This is a genomic window from Stakelama sediminis, from assembly GCF_014199335.1.
Classification (GTDB): domain Bacteria; phylum Pseudomonadota; class Alphaproteobacteria; order Sphingomonadales; family Sphingomonadaceae; genus Sphingomonas; species Sphingomonas sediminis.
Map to the genome: position 1 here is coordinate 464,914 of NZ_JACIJI010000002.1, position 21,110 is coordinate 486,023.

Consider the following 21,110-nt stretch of genomic DNA (forward strand, 5'->3'; position numbering starts at 1 on the left):
TCACCCGGATCCGTAATGGTCTATGCGTTCAGATCAGTCCGGCGTGTTCCAGTGCCGCATCGACGATTGCGCGCGCGGCATCGCTTGCCGGTGTCATCGGCAACCGCAACTCCGTCGGAAAACCGGGACGCACGCGGCCAAGTGCATATTTGACCGGTCCCGGCGAAGCATCGGCGAACAGCGCGCCATGCAGCGGAAACAGCCGATCCTGATATTCAAGCGCCTTTGCATACTCGCCGGCGGCACAGGCTGCCTGAAACTCCGCACACAATTTCGGGGCGACATTAGCGGTCACCGAAACGCAGCCGACCCCACCCATCGCCATGAATGCAAGCGCCATGTCGTCATTACCCGACAACTGACAGAAATTCGCCCCGCACGCTGCGCGCTGCGCCGACACCCGCTGAACGACGCCGCTGGCATCTTTCACCCCCGCTACCGTCGGACATGCTTCGGCGATCCGGCCCATGGTTTCAACCGCAATGTCGGTGACGGTGCGGCCAGGAACATTATAAAGAATGACCGGCAGATCGCATGCCTGCGTCACCGCTTCGAAGTGCCGGAAAATCCCTTCCTGACTGGGGCGGTTATAGTAAGGCGGCACCATCAGCGCGGCATCGGCCCCCGCCTCCTGTGCGGCCTTGATGTTCTCGATCGCCACCCGCGTATCGTTCGACCCGGCGCCTGCCAGCACCTTCACGCGCCCCGCCGCCTGCTCCACACAGACGCGCACTACACGGAAATGCTCTTCCTTGGGCATGGTTGCCGCTTCACCGGTCGTGCCGCAGGGAACCAGTGCCGCTGAACCCTGCTCGATTTGCCAGTCGATCAGCGCGCGATAGGCTTTCTCATCGAACTCGCCATTGCGGAACGGCGTGACGAGTGCGGGGATAGAGCCTGAAAACATGCGACGAATTGCTCCTGACGGGGAAATATTCACTAGCCAATAAGGTTCGATTCCGTATCATGTCCAGCATGGTAGTAACGGCTTTAAAAAGCGCGCTCCTATTGGCAAGCGCATCCGGAATCGCACTGACCACCTCTGCCGCGCCGCCGCCGCCTGCGCAACCCATGCAAACCGCTTCCGTGACGAACGACGCGGAGCTGGCAAATTCGATCGCCGAATGGGAAAGCCTGCGCAAGTCTGGCAGCACCCGGTTCGCCGATTATGCCGCCTTCCTTCTTGCCCATCCCGGCTGGCCGGATTCGAAACGGATGCGCATCGCCGCCGAAGGCGCGATGGACCAAGGCTATTCTCCTGGTTTTGCCGTACAGTTTTTCAAGAAATACCCTCCGCTGACGTCAACCGGCCGTGTGCAATATGCCGAGGCGCTGCTCGCCAATGGTGACACGGCGGCAGCCGATGTCGCCGCGCGCGACGCATGGCGCGCCGGTGTGATGCGGTCGAGCGACGAGGCGTCGATTCTCGGTGGTTTTGCAAGCGCGCTGACCCCTGCCGATTACGATGCGCGCATGGACACCCTTTTGTGGCAGGGTGCCACCAGTTCGGCCGGACGTGTGCTGGCGATGGTGTCACCGCAGGCGCGTCCGGTGCTTGCCGCGCGCCTCGCCTTCCGCACCAATTCGCCGACCGCCTCCGATCTGGATGCAGCAGTGATCGGCGCCGGACGTGCGGACGCAGGCTTTATCGCGGATCGTGCGGCATGGCTGCGTAACTCGGGCAACAGTCCGGAGGCGCGCACCTATCTCGCTAATCGCCCGACACTGGTTACGCGGCCCAGCGATCCCGAAAAATGGTATGAAGTGCTGCTGGCGAATGCGCGCGCGGCCGAACATGACGGGCAATATGAACTGGCCTATCGGATTGCCAGCCGGGTCGACGACGCCTATCCGGCCGGAACCGACGTCAGCACCAAATCCTATGGCGAGCGCGACGATTATACGAGCCTCGTCTGGCTGGCGGGCACGGTGGCGATGCAGGATTTGCACCGCCCCGCCGACGCGATCGGCATGTTCGAACGCTATGGCAATGCGTCGCAAACTCCGCAGACCCGTTCCAAAGGACGCTATTGGGCGGGACGCGCAGCCCAGGCGGCTGGAAAACAGCAGCTTGCGTCGAATTTCTATCAGCAGGCGGCAGGCTATCCGGATCTCTATTACGGCCAGCTTGCGAAAGAGAGGATGCACGAACCGCTGGTCGCACCGACGCAAACCGGCCCGGCCAATGTCTCCCCCCTACTGCGGCAGGTCTTCTATTCCAGCGAAGTCGTGAAAGCCGCCGAATATCTCGGCCGTACCGGCGACTGGCGCGATCAGACCGCCTTTGTACGCCAGATTGCGATGGATGCGAAAACCGACGACGATCATGCGCTGGCAATCGAACTGTCGCACCAGATCAAGCGTCCCGACCTCGGCGTGATGATCGGTCGCAGTGCGATGAAAAACGGGCTGACCGACTATAACGCAGCCGGATATCCGGCAGTGGCCGTGCCTGCCGGATATCAGAATGACTGGACGATGATCCACGCGATCGCCCGGCAGGAGAGCCAGTTCGATCGCGCTGCAATCAGCCACGCCGGTGCGCGCGGGCTGATGCAGTTGATGCCCGCAACCGCGCGCGAAGCGGCCGGGAAGCTCGGTCTTGCCTATAGCTCGGACTCGCTGACCCGCGATCCGCAATATAATATCCAGCTTGGTTCCAGCTATTTTCAGCGAATGCTGAGCTATTATGACGGCAGCTATCCGCTGGCGGTAGCGGCGTATAATGCCGGGCCGGGTAATGTGAACAAGTGGATCCGCGCCAACGGCGATCCGCGTACGGCAGGTGTGGATATGGTCGAATGGATCGAGGAGATCCCGATCTACGAAACAAAGAATTACGTCCAGCGCGTGCTGGAAAATGCTGTCGTCTATGACCTGCTCAATCCGCAACACGCCAATTCGAAGGGGCCGGACAACCTGTCCTGGTACTTGGGCAAAACCACGCCGGGCTGATTCGTTACGCTTAGGATTTTCCGCTAGGGATTCCTGCTTCACCTGACTGCGAAGCGCTTTCTTCCGATGCTTGTGACTCCGTTGATCGGCAGGTGAGAACGCCCTGACTGACAAGTCGTCGATTTACCTTAGGAAAGGCCGTGTTTACCGATCCGGGAAGGAACGGATTAAACCTTTCGTCTACTTTGTACGTAATGCGAACGGGCGAAGTCGCAGGGTGACCGATCCGGAGCGGTACCAATAACGATACCTGAAAGGCCGATAAACCGGGAAATGCCAGGCATTTTTCGGAACGATGACGTTCATCCCAACTCCTATGGAGTATGAAGATGAAATCACGACTTAAATTTGTACCTTTTGCGATCGTCGGCGGTATGGCCCTGATCGCTTTTGCATCCCCCGCAAGTGCGAAAGAGCCGATGCGTGCCGGCAGCGCCATGCAGTCGGCCCGCATGCATTCAGTAGCGCTGCACGGGCCGACATCGAAATGGGTGACCGGTTGGACCGATCCCCGCGGATGGTATCATGGCAATGGATACGGTTACGGCCGCAGTCATGGGCACGGCTACGGGCACGGGCACGGGCACGGAAATGGCCATGGCAATGGTGGCGGCCATGGACACCCTGCAGCCCCGGCTGAATGAATAGGGTCATGACAGAAGCCGCTCTTGCAGCTAATTTTCTGTCATGGCCCTTTCTCCCAATTACATCACCCCTAAAGGCTATTCCGTCCTGAAAAGCGAATATGATCGGCTGTTCGCGACGGAACGCCCGCAACTGGTGGAGACGATCGCCTGGGCAGCCGGCAATGGCGATCGCTCGGAAAACGGCGATTATATTTATGGCCGCAAGAAATTACGGGAAATCGACCGCCGGCTCGGCTGGCTCGCACGCCGGATGAAAGCAGCGAAGGTCGTCGATCCGGCACAACAGGTGAACCGCGACCGGGTCTTTTTCGGGGCAACGGTGGTCATCGCTGATGAAGACGATACTCAGCGCGAGATAACCCTGGTCGGCGATGACGAAGCAGAGGCAGGGGCAGGCCGGGTAGGCTGGAACGCCCCTGTCGCCCGTGCGCTTCGGGGTGCAGCCATCGGCGATTTGCGCCGCGTGATGCTCCCCGGCGGTGAACGCGAAATGGAAATCCTTGAAATTTCCTATCCCGACCCGGCCGCATAAAACGCCCGCTGACAGCCGTCATGGCGTCATTGCGACTTCCTCAATCTGAAAATGGACTTGTGCGCCATCCCCGTTAGAAGGGGCGCATGGACTCGAACACGAACCTGGGGGGAAATGTCGCGTTGCTGATCGACGCCGACAATGCCTCCCCTGCATCTCTTGATCCGGTGCTTACGGTGTTGGCTGAACTCGGCACCGTCAACATCCGGCGCGTATATGGCAACTGGCGCAAACCGGCGTTGAAAAGCTGGGCAGAAATGACGCTCAAATACGGGATCGAACCCTATCAGCAGTTCGACATTACCAAGGGCAAGAACGCCACCGACATGCGCATGACCATCGACGCGATGGACCTGTTGTTTCGTGGCCGCGTCACTGGTTTCGGCATCCTTTCTTCCGACAGCGATTTCATGCCGCTCGCCATGCGGATCGGTCAGGAAGGACTGCCGGTCTATGGCTTCGGGACCAGCAAGACGCCCGAAGGGTTTCGCAAGGCCTGTCGCCGTTTCATCGACGTTACGGCGCTGATCAAGGCGCATGAACAGGAAAGCGCCGACGACAGCACGGTTGCCGCCAATCATCAGAACGGCACGGTCGATGACGAGATGCTGAGGCTACTGATCGACGCCTATAACTCTACCAAGCGGGATGAGCGCGGCTTTGCCAACCTGTCGGCGGTCGGACAGCGGGCCGGTAACCGGTCGAGTTTCGACACACGCAATTACGGTTTTACGCGCCTGTCGGACCTGATCGAGGCAGTCCCCAATTTTCAGGTCGAACGCCGCGACAACGGCCAGATCTTCGTGAAGCGAGTACGCTGACGCCATGACGACGCTGACTTCCATCGAACCGGCAACCGGTAAGACCTTCTGGCAGGGCGAGGCTGGCGATCCTGATGCGGAAATCGCCCTGGCGCGAGCTTCCTGGGCGGGTTGGGCGGCGCGGTCGCTTGCCTACAGGATCGAAACACTACGTCGCTTCGCCAATGTCGTGCGGCACAAGGCAGACGCGTTTGCCGATGTCATCGCGCGCGAAACCGGCAAGCCGCTTTGGGAAGCCCATACCGAGGTCACTTCGGTGATCAACAAGGTCGATATATCGGTCACCGCCTATTCTGAACGCACCGGCCAGCGACGGCTCGACGCGCCGATGAACAGCCGCATGGCGCTGCGACACAAACCGCATGGCGTGCTGGCGGTGCTCGGCCCGTATAATTTCCCCGCACATCTGCCTAACGGACACATCGTCCCGGCCCTGCTCGCGGGCAATGCGGTTGTTTTCAAACCGTCTGAAAAAACGCCTGCAACCGCTGAATTTCTGGTGGAATGTTTTCATGAAGCAGGCGTGCCGGAAGGGTGTATCCGCCTGCTGCTCGGTGGTCCGGAAGAGGGTAAGGCGCTGGCCGGGCATGACGGTATCGACGGGCTGTTATTTACCGGCTCGGCCCGCACCGGCATCGCGCTCAACCGGCAGTTCGCCGACCGTCCCGAGAAGATTCTCGCGCTCGAAATGGGCGGCAATAACCCGATCATCGTCTGGGACACGCCCGATATCGCTTCAGCAGCCGTGCTGATCGTGCAGTCGGCCTTCACCACGGCGGGACAACGCTGCACCGCCGCGCGACGCCTGATTGTCGATCAGGCGCTGTTCGATCCGCTGATGGAAGAGCTTAATCGCCTGCTCGACCGGTTGATCGTCGACGAACCCCATGCCGACCCTGCGCCGTTCATGGGGCCGGTGATCGACAACGATACCGCCGACATGCTGACCGAAAGTTTTCTGGCACTGACCATGCGAGGCGGCAAACCGCTGCGCTATCTGGAGCGGCCGGTGGACAATCTGCCGTTTCTCAAGCCGGCACTGGTCGACATGACCGATGCCCGGGAAAAGCCCGATATCGAACTGTTCGGTCCGTTGCTTCAGGTTATTCGCAAGGACAGTTTCGAAGACGCTATCGTCGAAGCGAATGCCACGCGCTATGGCCTTTCGGCATCGCTGGTCAGCCAGAATCCGAAGCTGTACGAACAGTTCTGGGCCAATATCCGGGCGGGCATCGTCAACTGGAACCGGCCGACCAACGGCGCATCGTCCTCTGCGCCATTTGGCGGGATCGGCTGGTCCGGCAATCATCGCCCCAGTGCCTCCTATGCCGCCGATTATTGTGCTTATCCGGTGGTTTCCAACGAAGCCGACCAGGCACGTGCAAGCATCGGCATCGGCCTTAAAGACGGTTGATCCGGGCCATGCCGTTTCAGCGGCATGAAAGTTTCCCTTAGCCCCCGCAAAGGAACCATCTGTTGCCGGTTTCGGCCTCCATGCGCATTTTCCACGCATGGAAAGCGATATTGATAGAGTTTCGGGTGGCAGGGTTATCCTGCTGGGCGCGGGACCGGGCGATCCCGACCTGCTGACCGTTCGGGCGGTGCGTGCGCTGGCTGCGGCGGATGTGGTCGTCCATGACGGTCTGGTCGATCCGCGCGTTCTGGCACTGGCACCGGACAGCGCACGACGCATTTCCGTCGCCAAGCGCCGCGCGCGTCATACGATGCCACAGGATTCGATTTGCGATCTGCTCGTCGAGCTAGCCCGGATTGGCGCGACCGTCGTGCGGGTCAAGGGCGGCGATCCGTTTATTTTCGGACGCGGGGGTGAAGAGGCAGAGGCGGTGCTCGCCGCCGGTCTGCCCGTCGAGGTCATCCCCGGCGTGTCCGCGGCGCTCGGCTGTGCGGCAGAAGCAAGGCTCCCGCTCACGCACCGCGACTGGTCGAGCGCCGTCAGTTTCGTGGCCGGTCAGTGCAAGGGGCTTCGCGATCAGGACTGGTCGGGGCTGGCGGGCAAGGGCCGTACCCTCGTCATCTATATGGGCGTCGCGACCGCTGCCGATATCGCCGAAAAGCTGATGAACGACGGGGTCGCACCCGACATGCCGGTGGCGGTGCTGGAACGCGGTACCCTGCCCGGTTCACGCGCTCTGCGGACGCTGCTCGCCGATCTGGGCGACATGATGGCCCGTGAAGCGGTGCAAAGCCCCGCCATCCTGGTCGTCGGCGAAGTGGTGACGCTGTCCGCCGCCGAGGACCGACTCACACAATGGGCGAAGCAGGCGGAGGCGCTGGTATGAAGTTGCTGAGCGGCAATGATCTGAAAAGCGGCAAGGTCGTTTGGTGGACCGGGCAGGACTGGTCGCTCCATATCGAGGATGCCGTCGATACTGGCGATCAGGGTGAAGCTATCGCCCATGCCGAAGAGGGTGCGCGGCGCGTTAACGTCCCTTATGTGCTCGATGGCGTCATGACGCCGGAAGGGCCGCGCCCCGCCCATATCAAGGATCGTATTCGTGCGCTTGGTCCCACGGTGCGCCCCGACCTGACCCTCAAACCCGCCGACCCCGATGCCGGCAACTGGGTGATCTGACATGTATCGTTATGACCAGTATGACCAGTCCATCGTCGATGCGCGCGTCGAGGAGTTTCGCGATCAGGTGGCCCGTCGCCTGTCGGGCGCGCTGACCGAGGACCAGTTCAAACCCCTGCGGCTGATGAACGGCCTCTATCTGCAACTCCACGCCTATATGCTGCGCGTCGCCGTACCCTATGGCACGCTGAACGGACGGCAGATGCGGATGCTGGCGTCGATCGCGCGCAAATATGATCGCGGTTACGGGCATTTCACCACGCGCCAGAATATTCAGTTCAACTGGATCGAACTGGCCGACACGCCCGATATTCTTGCCGATCTGTCGACAGTCGAGATGCACGCCATCCAGACCAGCGGCAACTGCATCCGCAACATTTCTTCGGACCAGTTCGCCGGTGCCGCCGCCGACGAAGTAACCGACCCGCGGCCATGGGCCGAACTGCTGCGCCAATGGTCGAGCTTCCACCCGGAATTCACCTATCTGCCGCGCAAGTTCAAATTCGCGGTGATCGCGTCTGACGAAGATCGCGCGGCCATGCGCCTGCACGATATCGGCATCCGGATCGTCGAGCGCGACGGCGAACACGGCGCGCGTATCTTTGCCGGTGGGGGCATGGGGCGCACTCCAATGGTCAGTCATGAAATCAAGGAGTTCGTGCCGCTTTCTGATCTTCTGCCTTATCTGGAAGCCTGCCTGCGCGTCTATAATCGCTATGGGCGTCGCGACAATATGTACAAGGCACGGATCAAGATCCTCGTCAACGATCTGGGAGCGGAGGAATATGCCCGTCAGGTCGAAGAGGAATTTGCCGGGCTGAAGGCACTCGACCTCGACCCGCCCAAGGCGGAGTTCGACCGGATCAGCGCCTATTTCGCGCCACCCGCATTCGAAACCAGCCTTTCCGACGATATTGATCGCCGCGATCCCGACTTCGCGGTCTGGCTGGACCAGAATGTGCGTACACACAAACAACCCGGCTATGCGATCGCGACGATCAGCCTGAAGCCCGTCGGGGGGATTCCCGGTGACGCCACTGCTGAACAGATGGAGGTGATGGCGGCGCTGGCCGAACGCTACAGCTTCGACGAACTGCGCGTCACCCACAGCCAGAATGTTGTGCTGCCGCATGTCCGCAAGGCGGACCTGTATGCCGTCTGGCAGACGCTGCGCGAGGCCGGGCTGGCGGAGGCCAATCTCGACCTTATCAGCGATATCATCGCCTGCCCCGGCCTTGATTATTGCAGCCTTGCGAACGCCCGCTCAATTCCCGTCGCGCAAAAGATCGCGACCCGCTTCGCTGACCAGAAGCGGCAAAAGGAACTGGGCGAACTGAAGCTCAAAATTTCGGGCTGCATCAACGCCTGCGGGCACCATCATGCGGGGCATATCGGCATATTGGGCGTCGATCGGAAAGGGACAGAAAACTACCAGTTACTGCTCGGCGGATCGGGTGCGGAAGATGTCAGCCTCGCCAAAATCACCGGTCCCGGTTTCGATGAAGACGGTATCGTCGACGCCATCGAAAAAGTAACCGACCTGTATCTCGAACAGCGCACAGAGGGCGAACGCTTCGTCGATACCTATCGACGCATCGGCATGCCCGCGTTCAAGGAGGCGATCTATGGCTGATCTGCTGCACTACCGCGAAGACGGTCCACACGAAGAGCCTGCGGTCACGCTCGATGCCTTTCTGGATCAAAGCAACGCGACTGCCGTGCGGCTGGAATCCGATGAGGATGCACGCGCGCTGCTTCCCTATCTCGATCGTCTGACGCTGATCGAAATCAGCTTTCCGACGTTCAAGGACGGTCGCGGCTATTCCGCCGCACGTATCCTGCGCGAAGCGGGTTATATCGGCGAACTGCGCGCGCAGGGCGACGTGCTCGTCGATCAGATTCCGCTGATGCGCCGCTGCGGATTCGACAGCTTTCACCCGCAAGCGGAAGTTGACCGAAAGGCACTCGCTGCCGCTTTGGAACGTCAGGAATATGTTTATCAGCGCGCAGCCGATGCGCGCCAGCCGGTCTGGAAGCTACGCCATGGCTGATACGGCATTGCGCAAAATCGATCGTCTGGACGTGCGGCCGCGCTTTACCGTGACCGATGTGCACCGGCTGAACAACCTGTTTCGCGGCACCGATACGATGGAGATGCTGCGTACCGTGATCGGGGAGCAGATGGCAGGCGATGTGGCAACCGTCTCCTCCTTCGGCACCGAATCCGCAGTACTGCTGCACCTGATCGCGTCTGTAGACGCATCGCTTCCAGTCCTGTTTCTCGACACCGGCAAGCATTTTCCGGAAACCATCGCGTATCGCGATACGCTGACGGCGTTTCTGGGGCTGAAGGATGTGCGCATCCTGTCCCCCGACGCGGAAGCGCTGAAACAACGCGATGAAACCGGTCTGCGCTGGTCCTACGATCCCGATGGCTGCTGCGAGATCCGCAAGGTCGTGCCGCTGGAAAAGGCTCTGGCGGGTTTTGACGCCAGCTTTACCGGGCGCAAGGCATTTCAGGCATCGACCCGCAACGCCCTGCCGCGTTTCGAACTCGACGGCGACCGGCTGAAGATCAATCCGCTGATCGACTGGACACGGGAGGATATCGCCGCCTGGTTCGACAAACACGACCTGCCGCATCATCCGCTGGAGACGGAGGGCTATCCCTCAATCGGCTGCGCACCGTGCACCAGCAAAGTCTTACCGGGTGAAGACCCGCGTTCGGGGCGCTGGCGCGGATGGGACAAGACTGAATGCGGCATCCACACCCCGGTTGCCGATGGCGACCCGGATCAGCCATCGTTCTGACCCCGGATCGGGATTATTCGTAGCTGGTGTCCATCCCGGCATAGCCAAGGCCGGCATAGTCGCTGAACCGCGTGATTTCCGGTTCGAAACGCAGAATCACCTTGCCGGTGGCACCGTGACGTTGCTTGGCGACAATCAGTTCGGCCAGCCCGTCGACACGCTGCATTTCCATCGTCCATTTGGCGTGATCTTCGATGATCTTGGGATCGTCCCCCTCCCCTTGCGGCACTTTCGGTTCACGCGCAGCAACGTAATAATCCTCACGAAACACGAACCAGACCATATCGGCGTCCTGCTCGATCGAACCGGATTCGCGCAGATCGGATAGCTGCGGGCGCTTGTCCTCGCGGCTTTCGACCTGGCGGCTGAGCTGTGACAGCGCCAGCACCGATACGTTCATATCCTTAGCCAGCGTTTTCAGGCCGCGGCTGATTTCGGAAATTTCCTGAACGCGATTATCGGTAGAGCGTCCCGACCCCTGCAACAGTTGCAGATAGTCGACAATCACCAGCCCCAGCTCATCGCCCAGCTTACGCTTCAGCCGCCGCACGCGCGTATGCAGGCCGCTGATCGTCAGCCCGGCGGTATCGTCGATGAACAACGGCAGATCGTTGAGGTCGGCTGCGGCATCGGCCAGCCTACCGAACTCCGCCTTGCTGATCCGTCCCATACGCAGCGCTTCCGAGCTGATCCGCGACTGTTCGGCCAGTACGCGGGTGGCAAGCTGGTCCGCCGACATTTCGAGGCTGAAAAACGCGACCTTCGATCCCACCGATCGTTCGGGCGGAATCCCCGCCACCTTGTCATCCATCCAGCGACGCGCGGCGTTATAGGCGATGTTGGTCGCCAGCGATGTCTTACCCATGCCCGGACGTCCGGCAAGGATCATCAGGTCGGAATGGTGCATACCACCGATCTTGGAATTGACGCTGTCCAGACCGGTAGTGATGCCCGACAGGTTGCCGCCCGAATTGAGCGCACGATCGGCCTGGCGAATTGCCATCTTGCTCGCTTCGCTGAACGATTTGACGGCATTGGCGGTATTGCCTTCACCCGCCACTTCGAACAGCAGTTCCTCCGCCTTTTCGATCTGACTGCGCGGATCGACGGTTTCGCTGGTGTCCATCGCGCGTTCGACCAGCGTGCGGCCCACCGTCACCAGCGCGCGCAACATGGCGAGATCGTAGATCTGCTGCGCGAATTGCCGGGCACCGATCAATCCGGCACCGCTGCCGGTAAGCTGCGCGAGATAGGCCGGGCCGCCCAGCGCCTTCATCCCTTCATCCTCCGCGAACATCGGGCGCAGCGTGACCGGGTTGGCAAGCATGTCGGCCACCCGCAACTCTTTGATCCGGCTGTAAATCCGCGCATGGACCGGTTCGAAGAAATGCTCCGCCTCAAGCCGGTCGATAATGTCGTCGGCAAGGCGATTGTCGATCATCATCGCGCCCAGCAGTGCGGCCTCCGCCTCTACGTTGGAGGGCAGGCGAACTTCTTCGGGCTGAGTCGGGGCAATCGGATTGGTGGCCATGCATTCTTTTCCCAGACCGACCCTGTCTGCTCAAGGCATCCGGGAAAATTTACCTGTGGATTAATCGGGAACGCGCCGCTTAACCGTTGCCATCGGCGCGCAAAATCTGCATCGCAAGCATATGGGCGATCCGCGGATCATAGATATCAGCCTCGACGAGCACACCATCCTGTGGCGCAACGCCGATATCGAGCAGGAACGCAAGATCGCCGTCTATGACCTGCTTGAAGAAAACCACTTCGCACTGCAACGGTCTCAGGCGGATGGTTACGCCGGTCCGTACAAGGTGAAACTGCGGGTTCAGGAAGGCCGCCTGGCAATTGATGTGATGCGAGAGGATGATTCGCGTCTGGAAACCCATATTCTGGGTCTTGCCCGGTTCCGCCGGGCCATCCGCGACTATTTCGCAATATGCGACAGCTATTTTCAGGCGATCCGGCAGGCGACGCCGCAACAGATCGAAACCATCGACATGGCCCGTCGCGGTATCCACAATGATGCTGCCGAACTTTTGAAAGAAAGGCTGGAGGGCAAGATCGAAGTGGACTTCCCGACCGCTCGCCGTCTTTTCACGCTGATTTGCGTGCTGCATATCAAGGGGTGATGGAGCGTGCCGTTACGAACGAAAAGCGGTCGCGCCGCTTCGATTTTCGCGATTCTGGCGCTGGCGGTGCTGCTCTTTGCGGCATGGCGCTACGGCACGCACTGGCGCCCGGACCCGAAACGCTATCCGACGCAAGGTATTGATGTCAGCGCCGCCAATGGTGCGGTCAACTGGCCGTTGGTCCATCTGCACGGGGTCGATTTCGCCTATATCCGTGCCACCGATGGTGCGACCACGCGCGATGCCAAATTCGCTGACAACTGGGCTGCCGCAAAAGCCGCAGGCATACCGCGCGGCGCGGAACATGTGTTTTCGCTGTGCTCCAGCGCAGACGATCAGGCGGCGAATTTCGTGCAGACCGTTCCGCGTGAAGCCGATGCCCTGCCCTCTGCCCTGCGACTCGCCTTTGAACCGGATTGCAGCGAACGACCGCCGCGCGACGCCGTCGTAAAACGCGTTGCCACGTTCCTGCGCTTTGCCGAGCACCATATGGGAAAACCGATGCTGATCGACATTTCTCCCGCATTTGAAAAACAGTACCGGATCAGTGAGGACATCGCCCGTCCGGTCTGGAGCGAGCGAAACTTCCGCGCACCCGATTATGCTGCCCGCCCCTGGAAAATCTGGCGCGCCAACGCGTATCGCAACATTGATGGCGTGCCGACCAGCGTAGATTGGGATGTGATTGCACCATGACGGACGACCGAATTGAAGCGTTGATCGGCGCAGCCAGGGAGGCTGCGCGAAACGCCCATGCCCCTTATTCGCGCTTCGCCGTTGGTGCCGCCTTGCTGATGATCGACGCCAGCATCGTCACCGGCGCGAATTTCGAGAATGCAAGCTACGGCCTGTCGCTTTGCGCCGAAACTGTGGCGGTGGCCGCCGCGAATGTGCAGGGACGGCTGTGTGATGTGGTCGCTGTCGGGATTGTCGGCGGCGGTATGGCGGGTACCGATATTCCCGGCGATATGCCGATACGGCCCTGCGGGCGCTGTCGACAGGTGCTGAACGAGGCTGCTCAGATGGGCGGACGCGATATCACCGTTTACTGCGCAGGCCTGGAAGGCGATGCACGTGAAACCCACACGCTTTCCGATTTGCTGCCCTATGCTTTCGGTCCCGGCGATCTGGGTTTCGGCGCGAAATCAGGCAAGGGCGCGTAATGCTTGCCGCCTGCGTTCGCGCTGCCTAGACCATCGGCCATGAGCATCTTGTCCGACCGCTGGATTCGCGAACAGGCGCTGAATCACGGCATGATTGAGCCCTTTGTCGAAGCCCAGCGCCGCGAAGCCTGTATCAGCTACGGACTGTCTTCGTACGGCTATGACGCGCGCGTCGCCGACGAATTCAAGATTTTCACCAATATCGACAGCGCGGTCGTCGATCCGAAGAATTTTTCCGACAACGGTTTTGTCGATCGTCAGACCGATGTCTGCATCATTCCGCCGAACAGTTTCGCACTCGCCCGGACGGTCGAATATTTTCGGGTACCTCGCGACGTGCTGGTGATCTGTCTCGGCAAATCGACCTATGCACGCTGCGGGATCATTGTGAATGTGACGCCGCTGGAGCCCGAATGGGAAGGGCATGTGACGCTGGAATTTTCGAACACCACACCGCTGCCCGCCAAAATCTATGCCAATGAAGGTGCCTGTCAGTTCCTGTTCCTGAAGGGCAATGAGCCGTGCGAAACCAGCTACGCCGACCGGGCAGGAAAATATATGGGGCAGCGTGGTGTCACCCTGCCCAAACTGTGATCACAGATCGGCATCCCCGGCCGCACAGTCGGCCAACAGGTTCTGATACATCGCGCCCGTGTTATTGATACGAAGCAGCGCTGGTATGCAGAGGTAGTTTTGCAATGCCGGCGCGAGCCAGATCATAGGAATGGGCGGACCGGCCATTCGCCAGATTCATCAGCACATCGGGGCGGCTGAGAACCTTTTCATACAATATCCGTGCCTGCTCTGCCCGACCCGTATAGGCATATAGCGTTGCCAGGTTCAGCAACACTTCTTGCCGGTCCGGCATAGCTGCATAGTCCGCAAGCAACTGCCTCTCCGCGGTGGTATAGTCCCCCTTGGTCAGGGCGGCATTGGCATATCTGCCCGCATCCTGGGCAGATGCCGGAACGGAAATCAATGTCATTGAAGCTGCGCCAGCCGCAATCGTCACCACTGAACATATTCGGTGAAACGGCATCTCTCATCTCCTGCTAGAGATATTTCATTTTTATGACAGTAACGTGTCATAATTATTTCATATCCGCAAGTGTGAGCATAGTTCGTTGTTTACACCGTTGCAGGTACAACAAAAAAGGGCGACCAGATGGCCGCCCTTATCCTGCAAGCTATATCGTCTGACCAATCGATCAGAAATCGTTACGATACTGCTCGTTACCGACAAATCCCAGCTTGGTCACATTAGCGCGCTTGATGATCGCAAGCACTTCATCGACCTTTGCATAGCGTGCATCAGGCGCCGGCTGGAAATGCAGTTCCGGCTGTGGGTTCATCATCACCGTTTGGTCAAGATACTGACGCAGTTGCAGTTCGTTAACCGGCGTGCCGTTCCAGGTGATGGTGCCGTCCGTGGCAATCATCACCTTATTCTTGTCCGGCTCGACCGTCTGCGCATTATTCGAATTCGGTTGCGGCAGATCGACCTTCACTGCGTGGGTCTGTACCGGGATGGTGATAATGAACATGATGAGGAGCACGAGCATGACGTCGATCAGCGGCGTCGTGTTCATCTCCATCATCGGTTCGCCGTCGTCGCGGCCACCACTCATTGCCATGGGTATAACTCCTAAACTTGCCCGTCAGCCCTATGACGCGTTGGGATTTTCGGGTTCGGAAATGAACCCGACCTTCGCGAAGCCAGCGGACTGCATGGTGTAGATAGTCGCGCCGATGCATTTATACGGTGCGTTGACGTCACCACGAATATGCACTTCCGGCAGCTCATCGGGGGTGATGTTGGCCGGACCGCCAAGCCGTTTAACATCTGCCTCCAGCTTATCGACAGCGCGCTTGAGCAGCGCCTTGCTGTCCATCTTCTGAAGGTTCCAATAGACCTCGCAAGCACCATCCGGGCCAGCTCTGACCGAAAGCAAAACGTTTTCCGGCTTGGTCTGGGTGGGTTCGAACCGAACATTCGGAAGCTGAAGTTTGATCTTCTGCACCACGACCGGAACCGTGATGAGGAAGATGATCAGCAGCACCAGCATGACGTCCACCAGGGGCGTCGTGTTGATGTCCGACATCGGGGTGGTATCGGCGGATTCTCCGCCTACACTCATCGCCATGTGCGCGTAATCCTATTCACTCGCATTCCAGAAAGCGCGGCATCCGAAAACGGGCGGGACAGCAAACCGGTCACGGCAGACATCCCGCCCCCTTTCATCAGCTGCGCTTCGGCACGCCGCCGGTCTGACCGGAGGTAGCCGTAGCCGGCTTAGCGGCCGGAGCCGGCTTCTTCACCGTGTTCGGAGCGGCAGGGCGAACCTTACCTTCCGAAGCCAGGAAACCCAGCACGTCGTTCGAGAACGCGCTCAGGTGCTCGGAGATCGACTTGTTGCGACGCTGCAGGAAGTTGTAGGCAAGCACCGCAGGAACCGCGACGACCAGACCAAGGGCGGTCATGATCAGCGCTTCACCGACCGGGCCCGCGACCTTGTCGATCGATGCCTGACCAGCCGCACCGATCGCGAGCAGAGCGCGGTAGATGCCGACAACCGTACCGAACAGACCGATGAACGGTGCGGTAGCACCCACAGTCGCCAGGAAGGCGAGACCGCTGTTGAGCTGCGAATTGATCGACGCTTCCGAACGTGCCAGCGACCCGTGCATCCAGTCATGTGCCTCGACCGGATCGGTCAACTGGCCGTGCTGGTCCTGCGCGGCAAGGCCGTCATCGACGATCTGGCGATACGCGGAGTTCTTTTCCAGCTTGGCAGCACCTTCACGCAGGCTGTTCGAAGCCCAGAAGGTACGGCGGACGCGACGGCCCTGATTAATGATCTTCTGCTGCTCGAACAGCTTCGTGAAGAAGATGTAGAGCGATACAAGAAGGAACACCACCAGCAGAATGAATACGCTCCAGGAGATTACACCCCCCTGGTTGAGTGCTGGGAGAAGGCCATATTCCGCGGCTCCGTTTGCGGCCGCGTCGCCTCCGGCGAGAATGGTCGTGAGCATATCAGGTATCTTCCTTCAGAATAGAGCTAATTACGTTGTGTCGTTTGAACCGATCAGTTTTCCAGCTTCCAGGTAACGCCCTGGACCTTGGTCTCCGGAATCTTATTCCCGTTGGGATCCTCGGCAGGCCGGTAACGGAAGCGACGCTCGATCAACCGACAGGTCTGATCATCAAGCGCGCTCGATCCACTGGAACTTACCGTAGAACAACTTTCCACCCGACCATTGGTACCGATCGTAAAGCGGACGACTGTGCGCCCCTCGTCCCCCGCACGACGCGCGGCGGGCGGATAGTCGTCGTTACTGATCGAACCACTGCGCAACTGAGCCGGCTTTGCTACCTTGGGCGGTGCCGGCGGTGCAGGCGGCGCAGGGGGTGCCGGGGGCGCGGGCGGTGCTGGCGGCTGGCTCGGCGGAATAATATCCGAGGTTCGGATAACCGGCGCAGGCGCAGGAACCTTAACAATCGGCGGCTGCACAACAACAGTCGTCGGGGGAGGCGGGGGTACCGGCGTATTCGGCGGCGGCGGCGGCGGAGGTTCCTCCGGCGGCGGCGGCGGCGGTGGCGTGATATCGAATGTCGAAAGGTCCTTCTGAACCTTTTTGACATACTGATATGCAAGGCCGGTGACGAAGGCATAGCCAGTAATCGCCACAATGACCGCAACGAAAACCATTGCGATCACCCGGCTACCAGCGACATTCCGGTCAGCATAAGCCATTCAGCTACGTCACTCCTTAATAATATTCTTACTCATACACCATATACGTGACACAGGAATGCGTCAGGCACAAACACCTGCACTGATCCCGGCATCTCGCAGAGCATGAGGACCGGTATCTATCGCGGCGTTTCCTGTGACGCAAACGCTTTTGTCAGCAAAATTCATCCTAGATTCACTCAATGGCATAAATATTTCTAGGCGAAGCCATTCGAAAAAATTAAATACCCCGGATCATGACCCCATACGCCATTCTCCTTTCGACTGCTCTGGTCTCCGCCTTTGCTCCTACAAATGCGCAGCCTGCACAAATGGTTGCCGATCAGAGCACCGCGACATCCGCAAATGCGTTTGTCGCCACTGCGCAGCGAACGCTCGCGGCTCCCATCATTATCGACGGCGCGATCAATAGCGCAGTTCGCATTCGGGGCGCGGAAGCGGCAGGACTGGAGCCGGGATTTGAACGTTTTTACGTCACCGTCGATGTGCTTGCCCTGATCAAGGGGCAGGCTGGCTTGCCTCCGCAAGTCGGTTATGTGGTCGATGTACCGCTGGACCAGAATGGCCGCACCCCGCGCCTGAAGAAATTGCGCGTACTGGCCTTTGCCCGCCCGGTGTCGGGGCGCCCGGCCCAGTTGCAACTGATCGGTCCCCATGCGCAGCAGCCCTGGTCGCCTGCTCTCGATGCCATGATCCGAAAAATCGCAAAGGAGGCTGTCGCGCCGGAGGCACCGCCGCAGATCACCGGCGTCGGCAACGCCTTTCACGTCCCCGGCACCATCCCCGGCGAGGGGGAAACGCAGATTTTCGTGAACACCAGCAGCGGCGCGCCGATTTCTCTGTCGGTTTTGACTCGTCCGAACACCGGCAAGCACTGGGCAGTGGCGCTGGGCGATATTGTTGACGATGCCGCCAAGCCACCGCCGCGCGATTCGCTATTATGGTATCGGCTGGCCTGCGGCTTGCCGCGCCATCTGCCTGGCAGCAGCCTGAGCGGTCAGAATCCTGCCAACGCAGATGCCGCGCGGGAGGATTATCAGTTCGTGCTCGATGCGCTGGGGCCGTGCAACTGACCGCAACCGGGGCCTAATCGCCCAATGCTTCTTTCGCGACGCGTTCGACTTCCGGATCAAGTTCCGGCGGCACCATCGGCACCTGCGCTTCCAGTTGCTCGGCAATCGCGGTGAGCGCCGTGATGCGGGCGGCTTTCTTGTTATTGCCGTCGATCACGGTCCAGGGCGCAATGTCCGTATCGGTGCGCGCGAACATTTCGTGCATCGCCGCCAGATAGGCATCGCGCTTTGACCGGTTGCGATAGTCGTCGAGTCCGGTCTTCCAGCGTTTCCAGGGATTGTCGATCCGGTCTTTCAGGCGCTTGTCCTGTTCCTTCTGCGTGGTGTGCAGAAAGATTTTAATGAGCGTCGAACCGCGATCCACCTGCTGTTTTTCAAATGCGTTGATTTCATCATAGCCGTATCGCCATTCGGCCTCACTGGCATAGTTCTCGACGCGTTCGACCAGCACGCGGCCATACCAGCTCCGGTCAAACACATTGATATGCCCTTTGGCCGGCAGCCTGCGCCAGAAGCGCCAGAGGAAATGATGCGCCAGTTCCTCCGGCGTCGGCGCGGCGATGGGCCACACCTCGAAATAGCGCGGATCCCATTCGGCGGTCAGGCGCTTGATCGCGCCGCCCTTGCCCGCCGCATCCCAGCCTTCGAACATAATGATCGCGGGCCGTTTGTGGATGATATGCGCTACCTGAACCCGAAAGAGACGCTTTTGAAGATCGTCCAACGCATCATGATAGTCGCCGTCGAACTTCTTGCCCTTTTCATAGTCGGCCAGATTGATCGTCATGCTGCGGTCATCCCGCGTCGGGCGCCACGACTTCGGGCACGTCCTTTTTCGTGCCCTGCCCCGGCTGCTCGACAACCCGGATACTCAGCTCGCGAAGCTGTTTGGAAGAGGCCGGTGCCGGCGCGCTCATCAACAGGTCCTCGGCACGCTGGTTCATCGGGAACAGCGTGATCTCACGCAGGTTCTGCGCACCGCAGATCAGCATAACGATGCGGTCGACGCCCGCGGCCATCCCGCCATGCGGCGGCGCGCCATACTGGAAAGCACGGTAAAGGCCACCGAACCGTTCTTCGACGTCTGCCTTGGACAGACCGACCAGTTCGAACGCCTTGACCATGGTTTCGGGCGACTGGTTCCGGATCGATCCCGACGCAATCTCATAACCGTTACAGACCATGTCGTACTGATAGGCCTTGATCGACAGCGGGTCTTCGCCGTTGAGCGCATCCAGCCCACCCTGCGGCATGGAAAAGGGATTGTGCGCAAAATCGACGCGCTTTTCGTCCTCGTCCCATTCGTAGAACGGGAAATCGACGATCCAGCACAGTTCGAACCGGTCCTTGTCGATCAGGTCGAGCTGCTCGCCGACACGGATGCGCGCAAGGCCCGCAAGCTTCGCCGCCTGCGCTTCCTTACCGGCGGCGAAAAACACGCCGTCATTGTCACCGAGACCAAGTGCAGCGATCAGCTTCGCGGTCGCTTCCTCGCCATGGTTCTTGGCGATCGGACCGCCCGGCGCGCCGTCCTTGATATTGATATAGCCAAGCCCCGAAAACCCTTCGGACCGCGCCCAGTTGTTCATGTCGTCGAAGAATTTGCGGCTGCCCGCCCCGGCACCCGGCGCAGGGATGGCGCGAATGACGCCGCCGCTCTCGACGATTCCGGCGAAGATACCGAAACCCGAACCATGGAAATGGTCGGTGACGTCGCTGATCTCGATCGGGTTGCGCAGGTCGGGCTTGTCGGAGCCATATTTCAGCATCGCCTCGGCATAGGGAATGCGCGGGAAGCTGCCCGCAGGGGTTACCGGACGGCCATCGGCAAAGGCCTCGAACACGCCGGCGACAACCGGCTCCATCGTGTCCCACACCTCTTCCTGCGTCACGAAGCTCATTTCCAGATCGAGCTGGTAGAATTCGCCCGGCAGACGGTCTGCGCGCGGGTCTTCGTCGCGGAAGCACGGCGCGATCTGGAAATAGCGATCGAACCCCGCGACCATCAGCAGCTGCTTATATTGCTGCGGCGCCTGCGGCAGGGCGTAGAACTTGCCCGGATGGATACGGCTGGGCACCAGAAAGTCGCGCGCGCCTTCGGGGCTGGACGCGGTCAGGATCGGTGTCGAATATTCGGTGAAACCGGCACCCTCCATCCGCTTGCGCATGTCGGAAATCACCTTGGTGCGCGTGACGATATTGGCGTGGAGCGTTTCGCGCCGCAGATCGAGAAAGCGATAGCGCAAGCGGATATCTTCCGGATATTCCGCTTCGCCCGCTACCGGCATCGGCAATTCCTGCGCCGAGGACTGCACCGTGACCCCGCGCGCGAACACTTCGATGGCACCGGTCGGCAGGTTGGGATTGATGGTCGCGTCCGACCGCTTCATCACATTGCCGTCGATCGTCACCACCGACTCGACCCGCAGGCCATCAAGAACGGGAAGCGCTGGCGAATCGGCATCCGCAACGATCTGGGTCATGCCGTAATGATCGCGCAGGTCGACGAACAACACGCCGCCATGGTCGCGTTTACGATGGACCCAACCCGAAAGGCGAACGGTTTCCCCGACATTTCCGGCGGAAAGCTGACCGCAAGTGTGCGTGCGATATGCGTGCATG

The 21,110-nt window shown here is 60.1% G+C and carries 23 protein-coding genes; 14 read left to right on the plus strand and 9 right to left on the minus strand.

The window, feature by feature from the left end; genetic code table 11:
• Window positions 1-28 precede the first annotated feature (28 nt).
• The gene (gene dapA / locus FHR23_RS08705) at window positions 29-907 is read right to left on the minus strand and encodes a 4-hydroxy-tetrahydrodipicolinate synthase (protein ID WP_184002920.1); all 879 of its coding nucleotides are present in this window, start codon (window positions 905-907) and stop codon (window positions 29-31) included.
• Window positions 908-975: 68 nt separating this feature from the next.
• Between dapA and FHR23_RS08710 the strand changes: the two genes are divergently transcribed.
• From FHR23_RS08710 to FHR23_RS08755, 9 genes are all read left to right on the plus strand, one after another.
• On the plus strand, window positions 976-2,955 hold the full coding sequence (locus FHR23_RS08710; protein WP_184003270.1) for a lytic transglycosylase domain-containing protein: 1,980 nt from the start codon (window positions 976-978) through the stop codon (window positions 2,953-2,955).
• A 687-nt stretch (window positions 2,956-3,642) separates the two neighbouring features.
• On the plus strand, window positions 3,643-4,134 hold the full coding sequence (gene greB / locus FHR23_RS08720) for a transcription elongation factor GreB (protein ID WP_184002924.1): 492 nt from the start codon (window positions 3,643-3,645) through the stop codon (window positions 4,132-4,134).
• An 86-nt stretch (window positions 4,135-4,220) separates the two neighbouring features.
• Window positions 4,221-4,955, plus strand: a complete 735-nt coding sequence (locus tag FHR23_RS08725; RefSeq protein ID WP_184002926.1) for an NYN domain-containing protein — start codon at window positions 4,221-4,223, stop codon at window positions 4,953-4,955.
• Window positions 4,956-4,959: 4 nt separating this feature from the next.
• Entirely contained in the window at window positions 4,960-6,369 is a 1,410-nt protein-coding gene (astD, locus tag FHR23_RS08730) for a succinylglutamate-semialdehyde dehydrogenase (protein WP_184002928.1), read from the plus strand.
• 97 nt (window positions 6,370-6,466) lie between these two features.
• Window positions 6,467-7,255: a uroporphyrinogen-III C-methyltransferase gene (gene cobA, locus FHR23_RS08735; protein WP_184002930.1), complete on the plus strand. Its 789-nt coding sequence runs from the start codon at window positions 6,467-6,469 to the stop codon at window positions 7,253-7,255.
• Window positions 7,252-7,548, plus strand: a complete 297-nt coding sequence (locus tag FHR23_RS08740; protein ID WP_184002932.1) for a DUF2849 domain-containing protein — start codon at window positions 7,252-7,254, stop codon at window positions 7,546-7,548. The genes cobA and FHR23_RS08740 overlap by 4 nt, the downstream gene beginning before the upstream one ends.
• Before the next feature lies 1 nt (window position 7,549).
• Entirely contained in the window at window positions 7,550-9,181 is a 1,632-nt protein-coding gene (locus FHR23_RS08745; RefSeq protein ID WP_184002934.1) for a nitrite/sulfite reductase, read from the plus strand.
• Window positions 9,174-9,599: a DUF934 domain-containing protein gene (locus FHR23_RS08750; RefSeq protein WP_184002936.1), complete on the plus strand. Its 426-nt coding sequence runs from the start codon at window positions 9,174-9,176 to the stop codon at window positions 9,597-9,599. The genes FHR23_RS08745 and FHR23_RS08750 overlap by 8 nt, the downstream gene beginning before the upstream one ends.
• Entirely contained in the window at window positions 9,592-10,359 is a 768-nt protein-coding gene (locus FHR23_RS08755) for a phosphoadenylyl-sulfate reductase (protein ID WP_184002938.1), read from the plus strand. Before FHR23_RS08750 ends, FHR23_RS08755 begins: the two co-directional genes overlap by 8 nt.
• Window positions 10,360-10,372: 13 nt before the next feature.
• On the opposite strand, the gene FHR23_RS08760 is transcribed toward FHR23_RS08755, so the two are convergent.
• Window positions 10,373-11,890, minus strand: coding sequence for a replicative DNA helicase (locus FHR23_RS08760; protein ID WP_184002940.1), 1,518 nt, complete (start codon window positions 11,888-11,890; stop codon window positions 10,373-10,375).
• A gap of 121 nt (window positions 11,891-12,011) precedes the next feature.
• On the opposite strand from FHR23_RS08760, the gene FHR23_RS08765 reads away from it, so the two are divergent.
• The 4 genes from FHR23_RS08765 to dcd are packed head-to-tail and all read left to right on the plus strand — an operon-like array spanning window position 12,012 to window position 14,251.
• Window positions 12,012-12,494, plus strand: a complete 483-nt coding sequence (locus tag FHR23_RS08765; protein WP_184002942.1) for a UPF0262 family protein — start codon at window positions 12,012-12,014, stop codon at window positions 12,492-12,494.
• A 6-nt stretch (window positions 12,495-12,500) separates the two neighbouring features.
• On the plus strand, window positions 12,501-13,190 hold the full coding sequence (locus tag FHR23_RS08770) for a GH25 family lysozyme (RefSeq protein ID WP_184002944.1): 690 nt from the start codon (window positions 12,501-12,503) through the stop codon (window positions 13,188-13,190).
• The gene (locus FHR23_RS08775) at window positions 13,187-13,657 is read left to right on the plus strand and encodes a cytidine deaminase (RefSeq protein WP_184002946.1); all 471 of its coding nucleotides are present in this window, start codon (window positions 13,187-13,189) and stop codon (window positions 13,655-13,657) included. Before FHR23_RS08770 ends, FHR23_RS08775 begins: the two co-directional genes overlap by 4 nt.
• 39 nt (window positions 13,658-13,696) lie before the next feature.
• Window positions 13,697-14,251, plus strand: a complete 555-nt coding sequence (dcd, locus tag FHR23_RS08780) for a dCTP deaminase (RefSeq protein ID WP_184002948.1) — start codon at window positions 13,697-13,699, stop codon at window positions 14,249-14,251.
• A gap of 61 nt (window positions 14,252-14,312) precedes the next feature.
• Here the strand turns inward: dcd and FHR23_RS08785 are convergent, their stop codons facing one another.
• The 5 genes from FHR23_RS08785 to FHR23_RS08805 form a co-directional block, all read right to left on the minus strand.
• Window positions 14,313-14,696 (minus strand): tetratricopeptide repeat protein, encoded by a 384-nt coding sequence (locus FHR23_RS08785; RefSeq protein ID WP_221227432.1) that lies wholly within the window; start codon window positions 14,694-14,696, stop codon window positions 14,313-14,315.
• A 169-nt stretch (window positions 14,697-14,865) separates the two neighbouring features.
• A complete protein-coding gene (locus tag FHR23_RS08790) occupies window positions 14,866-15,291 on the minus strand; it encodes an ExbD/TolR family protein (protein WP_184002952.1) in 426 nt (141 codons plus the stop codon).
• Between the two features lie 30 nt (window positions 15,292-15,321).
• A complete protein-coding gene (locus tag FHR23_RS08795; protein ID WP_184002954.1) occupies window positions 15,322-15,801 on the minus strand; it encodes an ExbD/TolR family protein in 480 nt (159 codons plus the stop codon).
• 97 nt (window positions 15,802-15,898) lie between these two features.
• Complete coding sequence (locus FHR23_RS08800; RefSeq protein WP_184002956.1) at window positions 15,899-16,693, minus strand: MotA/TolQ/ExbB proton channel family protein; 795 nt, start codon at window positions 16,691-16,693, stop codon at window positions 15,899-15,901.
• A 53-nt stretch (window positions 16,694-16,746) separates the two neighbouring features.
• The gene (locus FHR23_RS08805; RefSeq protein WP_184002958.1) at window positions 16,747-17,415 is read right to left on the minus strand and encodes a TonB family protein; all 669 of its coding nucleotides are present in this window, start codon (window positions 17,413-17,415) and stop codon (window positions 16,747-16,749) included.
• Between the two features lie 236 nt (window positions 17,416-17,651).
• Between FHR23_RS08805 and FHR23_RS08810 the strand changes: the two genes are divergently transcribed.
• Window positions 17,652-18,488, plus strand: a complete 837-nt coding sequence (locus FHR23_RS08810) for a hypothetical protein (protein WP_221227433.1) — start codon at window positions 17,652-17,654, stop codon at window positions 18,486-18,488.
• 13 nt (window positions 18,489-18,501) lie between these two features.
• On the opposite strand, the gene FHR23_RS08815 is transcribed toward FHR23_RS08810, so the two are convergent.
• Together FHR23_RS08815 and aspS are read right to left on the minus strand one after the other, a co-directional pair.
• A complete protein-coding gene (locus tag FHR23_RS08815; RefSeq protein WP_184002961.1) occupies window positions 18,502-19,275 on the minus strand; it encodes a polyphosphate kinase 2 family protein in 774 nt (257 codons plus the stop codon).
• A 7-nt stretch (window positions 19,276-19,282) separates the two neighbouring features.
• Complete coding sequence (gene aspS, locus FHR23_RS08820; protein ID WP_184002963.1) at window positions 19,283-21,109, minus strand: aspartate--tRNA ligase; 1,827 nt, start codon at window positions 21,107-21,109, stop codon at window positions 19,283-19,285.
• Window position 21,110: the final 1 nt, after the last annotated feature.

Coding starts and splice junctions, on each gene's coding strand:
- dapA (WP_184002920.1), bottom strand. CDS start 907: ATGTTTTCAGGCTCTATCCCCGCACTCGTCACGCCGTTCCGCAATGGC.
- FHR23_RS08710 (WP_184003270.1), top strand. CDS start 976: ATGGTAGTAACGGCTTTAAAAAGCGCGCTCCTATTGGCAAGCGCATCC.
- greB (WP_184002924.1), top strand. CDS start 3,643: ATGGCCCTTTCTCCCAATTACATCACCCCTAAAGGCTATTCCGTCCTG.
- FHR23_RS08725 (WP_184002926.1), top strand. CDS start 4,221: ATGGACTCGAACACGAACCTGGGGGGAAATGTCGCGTTGCTGATCGAC.
- astD (WP_184002928.1), top strand. CDS start 4,960: ATGACGACGCTGACTTCCATCGAACCGGCAACCGGTAAGACCTTCTGG.
- cobA (WP_184002930.1), top strand. CDS start 6,467: ATGGAAAGCGATATTGATAGAGTTTCGGGTGGCAGGGTTATCCTGCTG.
- FHR23_RS08740 (WP_184002932.1), top strand. CDS start 7,252: ATGAAGTTGCTGAGCGGCAATGATCTGAAAAGCGGCAAGGTCGTTTGG.
- FHR23_RS08745 (WP_184002934.1), top strand. CDS start 7,550: ATGTATCGTTATGACCAGTATGACCAGTCCATCGTCGATGCGCGCGTC.
- FHR23_RS08750 (WP_184002936.1), top strand. CDS start 9,174: ATGGCTGATCTGCTGCACTACCGCGAAGACGGTCCACACGAAGAGCCT.
- FHR23_RS08755 (WP_184002938.1), top strand. CDS start 9,592: ATGGCTGATACGGCATTGCGCAAAATCGATCGTCTGGACGTGCGGCCG.
- FHR23_RS08760 (WP_184002940.1), bottom strand. CDS start 11,890: ATGGCCACCAATCCGATTGCCCCGACTCAGCCCGAAGAAGTTCGCCTG.
- FHR23_RS08765 (WP_184002942.1), top strand. CDS start 12,012: ATGGGCGATCCGCGGATCATAGATATCAGCCTCGACGAGCACACCATC.
- FHR23_RS08775 (WP_184002946.1), top strand. CDS start 13,187: ATGACGGACGACCGAATTGAAGCGTTGATCGGCGCAGCCAGGGAGGCT.
- dcd (WP_184002948.1), top strand. CDS start 13,697: ATGAGCATCTTGTCCGACCGCTGGATTCGCGAACAGGCGCTGAATCAC.
- FHR23_RS08785 (WP_221227432.1), bottom strand. CDS start 14,696: ATGCCGTTTCACCGAATATGTTCAGTGGTGACGATTGCGGCTGGCGCA.
- FHR23_RS08790 (WP_184002952.1), bottom strand. CDS start 15,291: ATGGCAATGAGTGGTGGCCGCGACGACGGCGAACCGATGATGGAGATG.
- FHR23_RS08795 (WP_184002954.1), bottom strand. CDS start 15,801: ATGGCGATGAGTGTAGGCGGAGAATCCGCCGATACCACCCCGATGTCG.
- FHR23_RS08800 (WP_184002956.1), bottom strand. CDS start 16,693: ATGCTCACGACCATTCTCGCCGGAGGCGACGCGGCCGCAAACGGAGCC.
- FHR23_RS08805 (WP_184002958.1), bottom strand. CDS start 17,415: ATGGCTTATGCTGACCGGAATGTCGCTGGTAGCCGGGTGATCGCAATG.
- FHR23_RS08810 (WP_221227433.1), top strand. CDS start 17,652: ATGACCCCATACGCCATTCTCCTTTCGACTGCTCTGGTCTCCGCCTTT.
- FHR23_RS08815 (WP_184002961.1), bottom strand. CDS start 19,275: ATGACGATCAATCTGGCCGACTATGAAAAGGGCAAGAAGTTCGACGGC.
- aspS (WP_184002963.1), bottom strand. CDS start 21,109: ATGCACGCATATCGCACGCACACTTGCGGTCAGCTTTCCGCCGGAAAT.